The 15759-nt window shown below is 53.9% G+C and carries 12 protein-coding genes; 1 reads left to right on the top strand and 11 read right to left on the bottom strand.

Annotated elements, in window-relative coordinates; all coding sequences use genetic code 11:
- The first annotated feature begins 273 nt into the window (after window positions 1-273).
- On the top strand, window positions 274-1677 hold the full coding sequence (locus CIK92_RS10480; protein WP_094389027.1) for a mobilization protein: 1404 nt from the start codon (window positions 274-276) through the stop codon (window positions 1675-1677).
- Window positions 1678-1769: 92 nt separating this feature from the next.
- Here the strand turns inward: CIK92_RS10480 and CIK92_RS10475 are convergent, their stop codons facing one another.
- The 11 genes from CIK92_RS10475 to nusA all read right to left on the bottom strand — a co-directional run bounded on the left by CIK92_RS10475 (window position 1770) and on the right by nusA (window position 15757).
- The gene (locus CIK92_RS10475; RefSeq protein ID WP_057259305.1) at window positions 1770-2735 is read right to left on the bottom strand and encodes a CfxA family broad-spectrum class A beta-lactamase; all 966 of its coding nucleotides are present in this window, start codon (window positions 2733-2735) and stop codon (window positions 1770-1772) included.
- A gap of 909 nt (window positions 2736-3644) precedes the next feature.
- Window positions 3645-4298, bottom strand: coding sequence for a DUF1349 domain-containing protein (locus CIK92_RS10465; protein WP_094389026.1), 654 nt, complete (start codon window positions 4296-4298; stop codon window positions 3645-3647).
- A gap of 16 nt (window positions 4299-4314) precedes the next feature.
- Window positions 4315-5064: a response regulator transcription factor gene (locus tag CIK92_RS10460; protein WP_022309628.1), complete on the bottom strand. Its 750-nt coding sequence runs from the start codon at window positions 5062-5064 to the stop codon at window positions 4315-4317.
- A gap of 171 nt (window positions 5065-5235) precedes the next feature.
- Entirely contained in the window at window positions 5236-5577 is a 342-nt protein-coding gene (locus tag CIK92_RS10455) for a hypothetical protein (protein WP_144289400.1), read from the bottom strand.
- Between the two features lie 257 nt (window positions 5578-5834).
- Window positions 5835-7049 (bottom strand): aminotransferase class V-fold PLP-dependent enzyme, encoded by a 1215-nt coding sequence (locus tag CIK92_RS10450; protein WP_094389024.1) that lies wholly within the window; start codon window positions 7047-7049, stop codon window positions 5835-5837.
- 4 nt (window positions 7050-7053) lie between these two features.
- Window positions 7054-8397: a Fe-S cluster assembly protein SufD gene (gene sufD, locus CIK92_RS10445; RefSeq protein ID WP_094389023.1), complete on the bottom strand. Its 1344-nt coding sequence runs from the start codon at window positions 8395-8397 to the stop codon at window positions 7054-7056.
- A gap of 32 nt (window positions 8398-8429) precedes the next feature.
- Window positions 8430-9182, bottom strand: coding sequence for a Fe-S cluster assembly ATPase SufC (gene sufC / locus CIK92_RS10440; protein WP_022309875.1), 753 nt, complete (start codon window positions 9180-9182; stop codon window positions 8430-8432).
- A 22-nt stretch (window positions 9183-9204) separates the two neighbouring features.
- Entirely contained in the window at window positions 9205-9939 is a 735-nt protein-coding gene (locus CIK92_RS10435) for an outer membrane beta-barrel protein (RefSeq protein ID WP_094389022.1), read from the bottom strand.
- A 6-nt stretch (window positions 9940-9945) separates the two neighbouring features.
- Window positions 9946-11391: a Fe-S cluster assembly protein SufB gene (gene sufB / locus CIK92_RS10430; RefSeq protein ID WP_022309873.1), complete on the bottom strand. Its 1446-nt coding sequence runs from the start codon at window positions 11389-11391 to the stop codon at window positions 9946-9948.
- 168 nt (window positions 11392-11559) lie between these two features.
- A complete protein-coding gene (gene infB / locus CIK92_RS10425) occupies window positions 11560-14457 on the bottom strand; it encodes a translation initiation factor IF-2 (RefSeq protein ID WP_094389021.1) in 2898 nt (965 codons plus the stop codon).
- A gap of 34 nt (window positions 14458-14491) precedes the next feature.
- Complete coding sequence (nusA, locus tag CIK92_RS10420; protein ID WP_022309871.1) at window positions 14492-15757, bottom strand: transcription termination factor NusA; 1266 nt, start codon at window positions 15755-15757, stop codon at window positions 14492-14494.
- Window positions 15758-15759 lie beyond the last annotated feature (2 nt).

Raw genomic sequence — 15759 nt, 5'->3', positions numbered from 1 at the left:
AGCGGAAACCGGAGGTTGTAGTGTCGGACAATGGCTTGCCATTGATATAGCCCACTATAACTACACGCTTCGCTTACGTAGTTGTGGGCTCTCCCGAGAGGATTAGGGTTTTACCCTAATAACCCACTCAGGGCGTTTCTCCCCTGAGAACCCAGAGCAAAGAGTGACCCTCTCTTTGCAATCTCCGCTTATGGGTTGCACCCCTAAGAACCCCATGCGTTTACGGACAGCGGAAAAGCTAACAATAAAGTACAAACCAAAAAACAAGTATCTATGGCAACAAAATCAAGCATACATATCAAGCCCTGCAACATCGCATCGAGCGAGGCTCACAACAGGAGGACTGCCGAATACATGCGCCACATCGGAGAGTCCAGAATCTATGTCGTTCCTGAACTATCCACCGATAACGAACAGTGGATAAATCCCGACTTCGGCAGTCCGGATTTGCGGACGCATTATGACAATATCAGACAGATGGTAAAGGAAAAGACCGGACGTGCCATGCAGGAAAAGGAGCGTGAACGCAAAGGCAAGAACGGTAAAATAGTCAAGATTGCGGGATGCTCCCCCATACGTGAAGGAGTGCTGCTTGTCAGGTCGGACACCACACTGGCAGACGTGCGTAAATTCGGTGAGGAGTGTCAAAGACGCTGGGGAATCACACCGCTGCAAATCTTCCTGCACAAGGATGAAGGGCATTGGCTGAACGGTCAGCCGGAAGCGGAAGACAGGGAAAGCTTCAAAGTCGGGGACAGATGGTTCAAGCCGAACTATCATGCCCATATCGTTTTCGACTGGATGAACCACGAAACAGGAAAGAGCCGAAAGCTCAATGACGATGACATGATGCAGATGCAGACCCTTGCATCCGACATCCTGCTGATGGAACGCGGGCAGTCAAAGGTTGTCACTGGTAAGGAGCATCTGGAACGGAACGACTTTATCATTGAGAAGCAGAAAGCTGAACTGCAACGCATGGATGCAGCCAAACGGCACAAAGAAGAACAGATAAATCTTGCCGAGCAGGAACTGAAACAGGTGAAATCAGAAATACGCACTGACAAGTTAAAGAAGACAGCCACCACGGCAGCGACAGCCATAACTAGTGGAGTTGCTTCTCTTTTCGGGAGTGGAAAACTGAAAGAACTGGAACGTGCCAACGAAAAACTGCAAGACGAGGTTTCAAAACGGAACACCAATATTGAAAAATTGCAGAGCCAAGTACAGCAGATGCAGAAACAGCATGATACGCAAATCCACAATCTCAGAGAAATGCACAGGCAGGAACTTGACATGAAAGAAAAAGAACTGTCACGGCTCGCCAGAATCATAGACAAGGCTTTTAGGTGGTTTCCGATGTTCAGGGAAATGCTGCGCATGGAAAAGTTTTGTGCCATGCTGGGATTCTCTAAAGAAATGACTGAAAGTCTTATAGTCAAAAAAGAAGCCCTGAAATGTAGCGGTAAAATCTATTCCGAGCAACACAGGCGGAACTTTGATATAAAGGATGATATTTTAAGGGTGGAAAATGACCCTGACGATGAAAGCAGGCTGAACCTGACAATAAACAGGAAGCCGATTGCCGACTGGTTCAGGGAGCAATGGCACAGGCTTAGATATGGAGCAAGAGTGCCGCAACAGGAAGAAAGAAAAAGTAGAGGATTCAAATTATAATAGAAGCAATTTGATTAGTAATCTAAAAGCACTCCGATAACGATTAGAGTGCTTTTAGATTACTAATCATTAATTATCAAAGCAAGTGCAGTTTAAGATTTTACTGAAGTTTGCATTAATAAAGAATATACTACAGCTGATATATGCGCAACATATTGTGACGCTTGTGATTCATTTCCCTTGAAATCCTTAACAAATACCGCTAAGGTATAACTGATATTATTAGGCAGACATATATAGGCAACATCATTGTGAGCTGCAAGAACACCATTTTCATTAACATAACCTGAACCTGTCTTATGCGCTATAACAACCCCTTCTTTATCAAGAAGTGGAGCTGCTATCCTATCTACACCTGTTTTGCATTCTTTTAACGTATTCTTAATGAAACTTTGTTTCTCATCATCGATAAGACCTTCAGTAAACAAACGATTCATCAACATTGCAGCACCAAGAGGAGATGTATAGTTAGAGTAAGCCTTGTTATGGTCAGCCGACATTTCCTCTTCCGTATAAGCTATCTGAAAACTTGAACGAGGAATGAGTGTGGCTATAAAACTATCTGTTTGAGCGACATTAACCATATCCTTAAACATAAGGTTGCTTGCATTGTTGTCACTCTGAGTAAGAGTATAACGCAGCAAATCTCTCACTGTCAATGATATGACTGGCCCTGAATAATCTTTCAGCATAGGACTCCAAGTCTTTGGGTCAAGTTTATCCCTATTTATATTTACTAAGGTATCAAGTGAAATTCCTTTATTGTCAAAGTCATTACAAAGAGCTAATGCCTGATGAACCTTAAACACACTCATCATAGGATAAACACTCTTATTATTGACCTTAACCGTATCTCTGTTATTAACAATAACCGCCACACCAATTTCGCCAGGACAAGCTGAGACAATTTGAGAAATGCTATCAGTCAAAACATTTGTTAAAGGAGGATTTGCGCTATCTTTTGTCGCTGATTTATGGAACAATGAAAATACCAAGATGAAAATGCAAACTAAAGCTATACACAAAACTACGATTTGTTTTTTTCTGTTTTTTCCCATGTTTATATTATTTATATTTGTTTGACGAGAATATCTTTATTTGCCGACAAAGGTACATAACTTTACGGAAAAATATGTTTCTAAAATATATAAATAGACAGCTGTGGGGAAAAATTAGATAATTAAAAAGGCTAAATGACTGAAAATAATCACTTAGCCTTTTAATCCGTACCCAGACCCGTACTTCGTAATTGCTGCGCCCATCATTCAAGACTGTCAAATCGGGTCTTTCCTGTCAAGCCAATGATGCCTATGCGTATGCCAAACACATGGATTACGGATTTCTCGTTCCGTGAACAAACACTTTATCCGCAACTCTGCTATGTGGTGTATTGGCTTAACTCCATTTCTATGGGCAACACTTTTGTTGCAGATTTCAAGCAGCTTTTATCGAAATACCCATCAGTAAGAACCCGTTTATTAGGCTTTCCTCATAATTGGGAACAAGAGCCTTTGTGGAGATAAAATAATTGCCCTGTTTCTTAAAAAGCACTGGGGCAAACCAGCTCCGTCTTTAATTGTTTCCAATAAATGGATTGTTTCAAGCCCCTATAGAAAGAGAACAAAAATTCCTGTGTGAAAATTAATCTACGACAAGGAGCAAGCAAGGAGCAATATCAAACAAAAATCAATACCTTTGCAGTACATATGAGATAGACCAAAACAAAAGTGGAATATCGGAAACGAATAGCAAGGAAAAGAGAAGAAACGACCCAAGTTGATGTCCTTTTTGAGTTAATAATCAATAAAAGCGTTAAATCTTCACCTTTTAGAATGTGCAATTAAAAATAACAACCATATTTCTGACTTATTATCTATAAAATATTGAGTAATAATCGGTTGTAAATACTGGCTATGTATACATAGGGTAGAGACGCTGCGCATCTTAACACTGGGGGAGGTACAATATCAATTGTCGGCGTGGGCCTTGAGCCACTCGAGGCGACGCTGGTCGGGCAGGTGCTTTACCTGGAAGCCTTCAAACTTGGCCTTGAATCCTTCGCCGTCGGGGCAGGCGGTGGCAAGACCCACCTGTACCGGCGTGTTGTCCTGCATCCAGCAGTTGCGCATCATGGTGTAGGTCTTGTCGTCAAAGGAATAGAATATCTCAATGGCGTCGAGACGGCGCACGGCCTTGATCCACACGTGGTCGACGGAGCGGTCGAGGGCGATGACGCTCCAGTCGCTGGTGTGATGGGTGACGACAGTGCTGAGATTGTACTTGCCGTCGACATACTCGATACCGGCCTTGAGCCAGTTTTCCTTGTCGATGCGAATCATCAGACCAGCCTGGTCAAAGCGTACCTTGTAGTCGCCGGATATCTTGACCTTGGCCTCAAACTCACCCCCATAGGTGGCATAATAGAACGGTGCGTCATCGACGGTGAATCCATAATGCGAAATGCGCCAATAGTCGCAATGACCGGGTACATCCATGACCAGGGTGTTGCCCTTGATGTCATAACTTGCTGGTTCGTTGAACCATGTCATCTTGTTCAGACTCTGTGCGCCAGCTGTCATAGCCATAACAGCAAACGCGGTGATTGCCAATAGTTTTTTCATATCATTTGTTGTTGTATCAATCCAGTAATCCCAGTTGTTTGGCCTTGTGGCAAGCCTCGACCATATTAGATGCCTGCAGCTTGTTGATGATGTTCTGGCGGTGACGGTCTACCGTGTTCTTGCTGATATCCAGACAGGCGCTGATGGCCTTGCTCGAGCGTCCCTCATTGACCAGATGCATGATGGTAATCTCTCTCTCGCTGAGCAGTTGCTTCTCGTCGATGTCTATCTGCCGTTCCTCGCCGCTGAGAGAGTTGCGCATCAGGGCAAGATGGCTGGTCTTGGGGGCAAGGTTGAAGAGACAGATGGCATAGCACACGCCACGCTGACCATGGCCCTTGAAGTAGAATATGCGGTGGCGGGTGGGGAGATATCTGCCGTGACTGTCGCACATGCGCATGGTGTTTTCGAGATACCAGTCGAAGGCCCGGTCCGAGTGAGAGGTGCTCACAAACTGATAGTAGACCAGTTCCTGCAGATGGCGGCGGCACTGGTCGTCGGGGTGGATGCGGCTCAGTATCTTCTCTTCCCAGATGGTGTCTATCTTCTCATAGCTGCCCGCCGGCTCGAAGCCCAGGATATCGCTGGTCTTGCCATAGTATATATGGCTCTTGTCGGTGCGGAGATTGCTCAATACGGCAATCGAGTTTTCGCACATCGCATACGATTTGGCGATGAAGCGGAACTGCAGTTCCTCATCTTCATCCAGACAGCCGTCCATCTGTTGGCGCAGCCGTTCGTCGAGCTTGTCATTGATAGCTATCATTGTCTCTGGCTTTTGCCTACAAAATTAGAATATAACAAGGATAACAACAAATGACAATCAGAAAAAGTGACTGCCAATGGTCATTTATCAGTAGCAGAGGGCTGCTGCCGACCACGGAAGGCAGCCAAGGCGAAAACCGACATGGGGCTTCTGTCACACCGACAGCCACCATTACATCTCTACTGCCACCTTAAAAGACAGTTTGTGCTTTGCATTACTTGTGGCCAACTCTGCATTGTCTATGGGCAACTCTGCTACATGTATATCCAACTCTGCAATATTGATGACTGCCATGGTAATGATTATGACGCGTTCGGGAAACGGCATGACCGTATTGGGGGTTGGCGTGACCGTCTTGGGGGTTGGCGTGACCACTTTGGCTGCTGTGGCGATGGTCATGGCGGGCTCGTAACGGTTGAAACGGGAGCGCGCGTCGGTCGGCACGAGAGCACGTTTCGTACGATACGTGGGCACGTGACTTACGATACGCGGCGGCAATGATGGTCGGCGCATGGGCAACGACGGTCTGCGCGGCGGCGGAGGGGAGTCGTGGGAGAACGGAGAAAACTCGCGCGGCGGCGGAGGGGACTAATGGGAGAACAGAGAGGACTCGCGGCTGCTGAGAGGACTAATGGGGACGGCGGCTGGGACTCGCGGGGCGGCAATGAGGACTCGCGGGACGGCGATGGGCAAGAAACGGCAGAGCCACGGACCCAGCAGGACGCATAGGGTGCTGCTGGGGCCGGGGCTCTGCCATGAGAGGGCGGGGATTAGAACATGCGCGCGACGCGCTCGATGCTCTCTGCCAGACGGTCTATCTCTTCACAGGTGTTGTAGAGTCCGAAGGAGGCGCGTACGGTGCCGAGGATGCCCAGATGGTCGATGAGGGGCTGGGCGCAGTGGTGGCCGGTGCGCACGGCGATACCCAGGCGGTCGAGCAGGGTGCCCATGTCCATGGGGTGGATGTCGCCGACGAGGAAGCTGATGACGGCGTCCTTGCGGTCGGAGGTTCCGAAGATGCGCATGCCGGGTATGGCGCCGAGACGGTCCATAGCGTAGCTGGTGAGTCGGTGCTCGTGGGCGCTGATGTTGTCCATGCCCAGCCGCTCGATGTAGTCGATGGCTGTGGCCAGACCGTGGGTGGCGATATAGTCGGGGGTGCCTGCCTCAAACTTGAGGGGCGGGCGCTCGAAGGTGGTATGCTCGAAGCTGACGTGCTCTATCATCTCGCCACCGCCCTGATAGGGAGGCAGGCGGTCGAGCCACTCTTCCTTGCCATAGAGCACGCCGACGCCGGTGGGGCCGTACATCTTGTGGCCGCTGAAGGCGAAGAAGTCGCAGTCTATCTGCTGCACATCGACGGGGATGTGGGGTGCGCTCTGGGCGCCGTCGACCATCACGGGCACGTTGTGGGCGTGGGCGATGCTTACCATCTGCTCTACGGGATTGACGGTGCCCAGCACATTGCTGACATGGCAGATGCTGACGATGCGTGTGCGCGGGGTGAAGAGGCGCTCATACTCATCGAGGAGCAGCTCGCCGCGCTCGTTGATAGGTATCACCTTGACCACGATGCCGCGCTTGCGTGCCTGGAGCTGCCAGGGCACGATGTTGGAGTGGTGCTCCATGACGGAGACGATGACCTCGTCGCCCTCGGTCATGCAGGCATCGGCGAAGGATGATGCCACGAGATTGAGGCCCTCGGTGGTGCCTCGGGTGAAGACTATCTCTGAGGTGGAGCGGGCGTTGATGAAGCGGCGCACGGTCTCGCGGGCTGCCTCGTGGAGTTCGGTGGCCTGCTGGGAGAGCCAGTGTACGCCTCGATGTACGTTGGAATTGACATTGAGATACTCGTCGCGCATGGCGTCGAGCACGCACAGCGGCTTCTGGGTGGTGGCGCCGTTGTCGAGATAAATCAGGGGTTTGTCGTAGATGGTGCGCGAGAGGATGGGGAAATCGGCGCGCACCTGATGGATATCATACATAGGCTTAATGACAAAGTTTACATCCCTCACACTTGTTGAGTTCGCCGCGGAAGCGCTTCTCTACGAGGTAGTGCAGCCGGTCCTTGAGGGGTTCGAGGCGGATGGTGTCGATAACCTCATTGATAAAGGCAAACTCGAGCAACAGCCGTGCCTCGTCGAGGCTGATGCCACGCTGGCGCATATAGAAGAGGGCGGCATCGTTGAGCTGGCCGACGGTGCTGCCATGGGCGCACTTGACATCGTCGGCATAGATTTCGAGCATGGGCTGGGTGTACATGCGGGCGGTACGCGAGGCGCAGAGGTTCTGGTTGGTTTCCTGCGAGGAGGTCTTCTGGGCTCCGTGGCGCACGAGCACGCGTCCGGCGAAGGCTCCCACGGCGTTGTCGTCGAGCACATACTTGTAGAGCTCGTTGCTGGTGCAGTGGGGCACCTGGTGGTCTATGAGCGTATTGTTGTCCACGCGCTGTGTCTTGTCGGCGATGACGCATCCGTTGCAGCAGCACTCGGCTCCCTCGCCTCTGAAGGTGAGGTCGAGGCGGTTGACGGTGGTGCCGTTGTGGGGGGGGATGACATTGTGGTTGACGCGGCTGTTGGCCTGCTGCTCGATAAAGACATTGCTGGTGCGGGTGTTGCGTATGTGGGTCTCTTCCATGCAGTAGAGGTCGAGGCTGGCGTTGTCGCCCACGTAGGCCTCGATGACCTGAGTGGCGAGGAAGCGGCGGTCGTCGGCTGCGTGGTCGCAGAAGAGGAACCGTGCCTCGGCGCCCTGCTCTACGACGATGAGCACGCGGCGGTTGACCATGAGGTCGACATCGGAACGCAGGATGTTGATAATCTGCACGGTGCGGTCCATGCGCACATGGCGTGGCACGTAGATGAAGAGTCCGTCCTGGGCGAGCATGGTGTTGAGCGCCACGAGGGCGTCGGCTCCGGTCTGGGCGAGGCGTCCGTAGTAGGGCTCTACGAGCTGGGGCTGCGTGGCTGCCACCCGGCAGAGGCTGTCGACGATGACTCCCTCGGGCAGATGGGCCTGGGGCAGCTGGCGGGTGTAGAAGCTGTCGTTGACCACGAAGTAGAGCGAGGTGCTGAGATTGGGCACATCGCAGCGGAAGGCGTCGTAGGGGTTGACGGGGATGTCGAGGCGGTTGAGGTTGAGCCCGTAGTCGGGCTCGAAGAGCTTGGCCACGTCGGTATACTTATATCGCTCTACCTTGCGCGTGGGGAAGCCCATACGCCTGAAGTCGGCGAAGGCCTGCTCGCGCAATGCGTTCATCACCGGTGCCGAGTGGGCGTTGATGATACCCGAGCTCTGGGTATAGAGATCGATATACTGTTGTTCGCTGTTCATATCAATATATATAATAAGGTGATGGGAGAGGCTTACTCGCCGGCCTCAGCCTTGATCCAGTCGTAGCCGCGCTGCTCTATCTCCTTGGCGAGTTCGGGTCCGGCGGTCTTGACGATGCGTCCGCGGTAGAGCACATGGACCACGCTGGGCTTGATCATATCGAGCAGACGCTCGTAGTGGGTGATGACGATGGCTGAGGTCTCGGGGGTGTGCATCTTGTTGACACCGTCGGCCACGATGCGCATGGCGTCGACATCCAGACCGGAGTCGGTCTCGTCGAGGATGCTCAGCCGTGGCTCGAGCATGGCCATCTGGAAGATCTCGTTGCGCTTCTTCTCGCCGCCGGAGAAGCCCTCGTTGACGCTGCGGTGGGAGAGCTTGCTGTCGAGCTCTACTATCTGTCGCTTCTCGCGCATGAGCTTGATAAACTCGCTGGCGTTGAGTGGCTCCAGACCCTGGTACTCGCGCTTGGCATTGACGGCGGCCTTCATGAAGTTGGTCATCGACACGCCGGGTATCTCGACGGGATACTGGAAGGAGAGGAAGAGTCCCTCGCGGGCGCGGTCTTCGGGCTTCATGTCCAGGAGGTTCTTGCCGTTGAAGATGGCTTCGCCCTCGGTAACGGTGTAGAGCGGGTTGCCGGTAAGGACGGCGCTGAGCGTGGACTTGCCCGAACCGTTGGGGCCCATGATGGCATGGATCTCACCGTCGCCGATGGTGAGATTGATGCCTCTTAATATCTCTTTGCCTGCTATGGTAGCATGCAGATTTCTTACCTCTAACATATATGTAATGGTTTATGGTGAATTAATACAAATCTAACAGCCCCTGCAACAGTCCGCGCACATCGTCGCTGTCGAAACGGAAGGGGAAGTCAATCTTGAGTCCCACGGTCAACACGTGACGATGGGGCTGTCCATGACAGTAGGCTGAAACGGTGTGGGAACGGCTGTCGGAGTAATCGACATGATAATGGGAGCCAAGTCCCAGGCGGTAGCTGTACTCTGCCTGGAGAGCTATGTGGGAAAAAAGATAGATGTCGGCGCCTACGACGGGGCCCATGCTGAATCGGGGCATGCGCACCACGCCTCGGGCGCGGTAGGAATAGTTGAGAGAGCCGATCCGGGTCTCCATATCCATGCCGCCGCGCTCTGCCGACGGTGCCCAGAGCACATCGAAGCCGGCATAGGGCTGCACGTGCCACAGGGGCGAAGCCGGGCGCCAGCGGGCACCAAGGGAGAGCTGGCTGAGGTCGTAGGAGGCGTCGCCCTTGAGCATCGTAATCTCTTCGTGCTCATATCCGGCCTTGACGCTGAGGGGAAAATAGATGGGCAGAAGGTACTCGACATGAAGCCGGGTGACCAGACCCGACTGGGAAGTGGAGCCCGAACGATAGAGGGGCACATCGCCGCCCGAGGCGGAGCCACTGACAAGGGCGTTGCCACCAATGTGGGCGTCGACAGACCAACGGGGGCTGTCGTCGTCCTGGGCCTGCACCGAGGCAGCCATGACCAGCATCAATAGGGTAACAATCTGTCGCATAACGGTCTAACCTACGGTTCCTTCGAGTGATACACTGAGTAGTTTCTGAGCCTCAACGGCAAACTCCATGGGCAGCTTGTTGAGCACCTCTTTGGCATAGCCGTTGACGATGAGACCTACGGCCTGCTCGGTGGGTATGCCTCGCTGATTGCAGTAGAACAACTGGTCTTCCGAAATCTTGGAGGTGGTAGCCTCGTGCTCCACGATGGCTGTGTCATTGTGGATATCCATATAGGGGAAGGTGTGGGCTCCGCAGTCGGAACCCAGCAGCAACGAGTCGCAGGAACTGTAGTTGCGGGCGTTGTCTGCATTGCTGGTGGCGCGCACCAGTCCGCGGTAAGAGTTCTGGCTGTGTCCGGCAGAGATACCCTTGGAGATGATGGTGCTCTTGGTGTTCTTTCCCATGTGTATCATCTTGGTGCCGGTGTCGGCCTCCTGATAGTGGTTGGTGACGGCAACCGAATAGAACTCGGCCTGCGAACCGTCGCCACGGAGGACGCAGGAAGGATATTTCCATGTGATGGCCGAGCCAGTCTCGACTTGGGTCCAGCTGAGCTTAGAGTTGTTGCCCCGCAGGTCGCCTCGCTTGGTCACAAGGTTGAGCACGCCGCCCTTGCCGTGCTCGTCGCCGGGATACCAGTTCTGCACGGTAGAATACTTGACCTCGGCGTTGTCCTTGACGATAATCTCGACGATGGCAGCATGGAGCTGGTTCTCGTCGCGCATGGGTGCGGTGCAGCCCTCGAGGTAGGACACGTAGCTGTCGTCTTCGGCCACGATGAGCGTGCGCTCAAACTGGCCCGTGTTGCGGGCGTTGATGCGGAAGTAGCTGCTCAGCTCCATCGGACAGCGCACGCCCTTGGGGATATAGACGAACGAGCCGTCGCTGAAGACGGCACTGTTGAGTGCTGCAAAGAAATTGTCGCGGTAGGGAACGACCGAGCCCAGGTACTCGCGCACCAGCTGGGGATGCTCCTTGACGGCTTCGCCGATGCTGCAGAAGATGACTCCCTTCTCGCGGAGCTGCTCCTTGAAGGTGGTCTTCACCGACACGGAGTCCATGATGGCGTCGACGGCGGTGCCGCTGAGCGCGAGCCGCTCTTCGAGGGGTATGCCGAGCTTGTCGAAGGTCTTCTCGAGCTCGGGGTCTATCTTGTTGTCCTTGGGCTTCTTGGCGAGCGGGTCGGCATAGTAGGAGATGGCCTGGTAGTCTATCTCCGGCAAATGCACGTGGCCCCACGTGGGCTGGGGCTGGGTGAGCCAGTAGCGGAATGCCTTCAGGCGGAAGTCGAGCAGCCACTCGGGCTCTCCCTTCTTCTGCGAGATAAGGCGCACCACATCCTCGTTGAGTCCCTTATCGATAATATCTGTATGCACATTGGTGGTAAACCCGAACTCGTACTTCTGGTCGGCCACCTGTCTTACAAACTCATTTTTCTCTTTGTCTGCCATTGATTTAATGTGTCATGACATATGAGCGAACGGGCTGGATACACATCTCCCCGATACACTCTGTCGTATTAACCATGATAGTGACACCCTCTTCTACGAACAGGATGCCACTACCTATATTTCCGCTTATAGCCTTATTAAGTCAATAGTATGGCTATCCTGCCGGACTTAGAGCTTCTGCTCTACCTCTATCTCGGTGAAGGTCTCGAGGATGTCGCCCTCGAGGATGTCGTTGTAGTTGACCAGACTGATACCACACTCCATACCTGTGGGTACCTCCTTCACATCGTCCTTATAGCGCTTGAGCGAGTCGATAGGAGCGGTCTTGACCACGATACCGTCGCGGATGACGCGCGCCTTGTCCTTGCTGTGTACCTTGCCTTCGGTAACGAGACATCCGGCCACGGCACCCACCTTGGAAATCTTGTAGACCTGGCGCACCTCTACCTGTCCGGTGATGATTTCCTTCTTCACCTTGTCGAGCATACCCTCCATGGCAGAGGTTACGTCGTCGATGGCGTCGTAGATGACGGAGTAGGTATTGATTTCTACGCCTTCCTGGTCGGCGAGCTTGCGCGCGGCAGCCGAAGGACGTACCTGGAAGCCCACGATGATGGCGTCGGACGCGTCGGCGAGGGTAACATCGCTCTCCGAAATCTGACCCACAGCCTTGTGGATGACGTTGACATTGATCTTCTCTGTAGAGAGCTTGATGAACGAGTCGCTGAGAGCCTCGATACTACCGTCGGTATCACCCTTGACGATGATGTTGAGCTCCTTGAACGAGCCGAGGGCGATGCGGTGGGAGATGTCATCGAGGGAGAGTCGCTTCTGGGTGCGCAGACCCTGCTCGCGCTGCAGCTGCTCGCGCTTGTTGGCTATCTCGCGCACCTCCTGCTCGGTATCGAGCACGTGGAAGGCATCACCGGCAGTAGGAGCGCCGTTGAGACCCAGGATGATGGCGGGCTCGGCGGGCTTGGCACTGTCGATGCGCTGGTTGCGCTCATTGAACATGGCCTTGATGCGCCCCCAGCTGGTACCGGCTATCACGTAGTCGCCCACCTTGAGGGTACCGTTGCCAATCAGCACGGTGCTGACATAGCCGCGGCCCTTGTCGAGCGACGACTCGATGATGGTGCCCACAGCCTTGCGGTTGGGGTTGGCCTTGAGGTCGAGCATGTCGGCCTCGAGCAGCACCTTCTCCATCAGTTCGTCGACACCGATGCCCTTCTTGGCACTGATCTCCTGGCACTGATACTTGCCACCCCACTCTTCGACCAGCAGGTTCATGTTGGCGAGGTCCTCGCGTATCTTGTCGGGGTTGGCTCCGGGCTTGTCTATCTTGTTGATGGCAAACACCATGGGCACGCCGGCAGCCTGGGCATGGGCGATGGCCTCCTTGGTGGTGGGCATCACAGAGTCGTCGGCAGCGATGATGATGATGGCGATATCGGTAACCTGGGCACCACGGGCACGCATGGCGGTAAACGCCTCGTGGCCAGGGGTATCGAGGAAGGTCACCTTGCGGCCGTTCTTCATCGTCACGCTATAGGCGCCGATGTGCTGGGTGATACCTCCGGCCTCGCCGGCTATCACGTTGGTGTTGCGGATATGGTCGAGCAGCGAGGTCTTACCGTGGTCTACGTGGCCCATCACGGTAACGATTGGCGCACGCGACACGAGGTCGGCTTCGTCGTCTTCCTCTACGCTCACGGCTTCCTGAACCTCAGCACTCACATACTCGGTCTTGAAGCCGAACTCTTCGGCCACCAGGTTGATGGTCTCGGCGTCGAGGCGCTGGTTGATAGACACCATGATGCCTACGCCCATGAGGGTAGAGATGACCTGGGTGACGCTCACGTCCATCATCGTGGCGAGCTCGCTCACGGTAACAAACTCGGTGAGCTTGAGCGTCTTGCTCTCCTTGCGCTCGGCCTTTGCCTCCTGGGAGAGCTTCTCCTGGACGGCCTCTCGCTTCTCCTTGCGGTACTTGGCGCCCTTCTTGTTCTGGTTCTTGTTGGTAAGGCGGGCAAGCGTCTCTTTCACCTGGCGTGCTACAGCTTCGTCGTCTACCTCGAGAGGCTTCTGGTTGCGCTTGCGGTTCTTGCCATTCTTGCCGTTGCCACCGTTGTTGGCATTATTGGCGTTGTTGGCATTAGGGTTATTGTTGTTGCCGTTACCGTTCTTCTTCTTGTTGCGGCCGTTGTTGCTCTCAGCCTCGGCGTTGATGTCCACGCGCTCCTTTCCTATGCGCTGGCGCTTCTTCTTCTCGCCGTTCTTGGCCTGTGCCTTTTCCTCACGCTCCTTTCGCTTTTCCTCCTTGGTCTTCTTCTTGGGTCGGGTGCTCTGGTTGATGGCGTCAAGGTCTATCTTGCCCAGCACATTGACCTTGGGGGCATTGGGGTTCTTGGCTTCGGTGGGGAGCTTGAAGACTCCGGCTGTGGCAGGAGCCTTCTCGGCGGGAGCCTTCTCCTGGGCAGGGGCCTCGGGAGCCTTCTCGGCCACGGGGGCTGCGGCGGGCTTCTCTTCCTTCTTCTCTGCCACGGGTGCAGCCACAGGCTTCTCGGCCTTGGGGGCCTCCTTGGCTACGGGCTTTTCCTCCTTGGGTGCTTCCACCTTGGGTTCGGCTTTCTTCTCTTCCGGTTTCTGACTTACGGCAGCGGTCTTACTCTCGGTATTGTCGGAGGCAGGAGTAGCAGCTGGCGCGGGTGACTTTGGCTTCTTATTGAGGCTGTCAAGGTCTATCTTGCCAATCACATTAAAGGTCTGCGACTTGGTCTTCGGCTGTGCTTCGGCGGTCTGCTTCTTGTCCTCGGCAGCCTGCTTCTTCTCTTCGGCAGCCTGCTTCTTGTCCTGTTGCTTCTTGTGGGACATCAGCTCTGCCTTGTTTCTTACATCAGCATCTTGCTTGAACGCTTCGAGAAGAGCATTGTACTGCTCGTCGTTCAGCTTGAAGCTGGGCTCTGACTTCACTTCGCCCAGTTCTTTTCTCTTCTCCAAGAACTCCACTGCCGTCTGGAGTCCGATGTTCAGTTCTCTTAATGCTTTATTTAATCTGATACTCATTAATTACCTCTTCCTTTCTCTTAATTGTTTTCTATTATTGTTCAAATTCAGCACGCAGCACATCGAGCATGTGGTCGACGGTCTCTTCTTCGAGGTCGGCCTTCTCGATAAGCATCTCGCGTGGAGCCGAGATTACCTGCTTGGCTGTGTCGAGTCCGAGCGCCTTGACAGCGTCGATAACCCACTGGTCGATCTCGTCGGAGAACTCGTCCAGATAGATGTCTTCCTCGACCTCGTTGCCTGTAACGTCACGGAATACGTCGATAGTGTACTCGGTGAGCAGCGAAGCCAGCTTGATGTTCATACCGCCACGACCGATAGCCAGGCTGACCTCCTCGGGCTGGAGATAGACCTCGGCCTTGTGCTCTTCCTCGTTCACGCTGATGCTGTTGATACGTGCAGGACTCAGCGCACGCTGGATATAGAGCTTGGTATTGGCGGTCCAGTTGATGACGTCGATGTTCTCGTTGCCCAACTCATGCACGATGCCATGCACGCGGCTTCCCTTGACTCCCACGCAGGCTCCTACGGGGTCGATGCGGTCGTCGAAGCTCTCAACGGCAACCTTGGCGCGCTCGCCGGGCATGCGGGCAATCTTCTTGATGACTATCAGACCATCGGCTATCTCGGGCACCTCGGCCTCGAGCAATCGCTCCAGGAACTTGGGGCTGGTACGGCTCAGGATGATCTTGGGGTTATTGTTGTCATTGGTCACGCGCTCTATCACGGCACGAATGGTCTCGCCCTTGCGGTACACATCGGAGGGTATCTGCTCTGCCTTGGGCAGGATGAGCTCGTTGTTCTCGTCATCGACAAGAAGTACCTCACGCTTCCATATCTGGTATACTTCGGCAGAGATAACCTGGCCCTCGCGGTCCTTATATTTATTATAGAGCGAGTCGTGCTCCAGTTCCAGTATCTTGGACGCCAGGGTCTGTCGGAGGGTAAGGATGGCGCGGCGGCCAAACTTGGCAAAGTTCACGCTCTCCGAAACGTCCTCGCCCACCTCGTAGTCGGGCTCAATCTTACGGGCGTCGGTCAGGCTGATTTCCTTATTCTCATCCTGCACCTCACCGTCGTTAACGACCACGCGGTTGCGATAGATTTCGAAGTCGCCCTTGTCGGGGTTGACAATCACGTCGAAGTTCTCGTCGCTGCCGTAAATCTTGGCCAACACGTTGCGGAAGCTCTCTTCAAGCACGCTCACCAGTGTGGTGCGGTCTATGTTCTTAGTATCCTTAAACTCCTTGAAGGTATCAATCATACTGATTGTCACCTCGTTTGTTTTCTTTGCTGCCATAG

The organism is Prevotella sp. P4-67 (genome assembly GCF_002251325.1).
Lineage (GTDB): Bacteria > Bacteroidota > Bacteroidia > Bacteroidales > Bacteroidaceae > Prevotella.
Note: the sequence above shows the minus strand (reverse complement) of the source record. Positions and strands in the feature narration are given on the sequence as shown.

What these genes read in the sequence shown, in the direction of transcription:
- nusA (WP_022309871.1), bottom strand. Translation starts at nt 15,757, where the DNA reads ATGGCAGCAAAGAAAACAAACGAGGTGACAATCAGTATGATTGATACC.
- CIK92_RS10480 (WP_094389027.1), top strand. Translation starts at nt 274, where the DNA reads ATGGCAACAAAATCAAGCATACATATCAAGCCCTGCAACATCGCATCG.
- infB (WP_094389021.1), bottom strand. Translation starts at nt 14,457, where the DNA reads ATGAGTATCAGATTAAATAAAGCATTAAGAGAACTGAACATCGGACTC.
- CIK92_RS10475 (WP_057259305.1), bottom strand. Translation starts at nt 2,735, where the DNA reads ATGGGAAAAAACAGAAAAAAACAAATCGTAGTTTTGTGTATAGCTTTA.
- sufD (WP_094389023.1), bottom strand. Translation starts at nt 8,397, where the DNA reads ATGAACAGCGAACAACAGTATATCGATCTCTATACCCAGAGCTCGGGT.
- CIK92_RS10465 (WP_094389026.1), bottom strand. Translation starts at nt 4,298, where the DNA reads ATGAAAAAACTATTGGCAATCACCGCGTTTGCTGTTATGGCTATGACA.
- CIK92_RS10450 (WP_094389024.1), bottom strand. Translation starts at nt 7,049, where the DNA reads ATGTATGATATCCATCAGGTGCGCGCCGATTTCCCCATCCTCTCGCGC.
- CIK92_RS10435 (WP_094389022.1), bottom strand. Translation starts at nt 9,939, where the DNA reads ATGCGACAGATTGTTACCCTATTGATGCTGGTCATGGCTGCCTCGGTG.
- sufB (WP_022309873.1), bottom strand. Translation starts at nt 11,391, where the DNA reads ATGGCAGACAAAGAGAAAAATGAGTTTGTAAGACAGGTGGCCGACCAG.
- sufC (WP_022309875.1), bottom strand. Translation starts at nt 9,182, where the DNA reads ATGTTAGAGGTAAGAAATCTGCATGCTACCATAGCAGGCAAAGAGATA.
- CIK92_RS10455 (WP_144289400.1), bottom strand. Translation starts at nt 5,577, where the DNA reads ATGCGCCGACCATCATTGCCGCCGCGTATCGTAAGTCACGTGCCCACG.
- CIK92_RS10460 (WP_022309628.1), bottom strand. Translation starts at nt 5,064, where the DNA reads ATGATAGCTATCAATGACAAGCTCGACGAACGGCTGCGCCAACAGATG.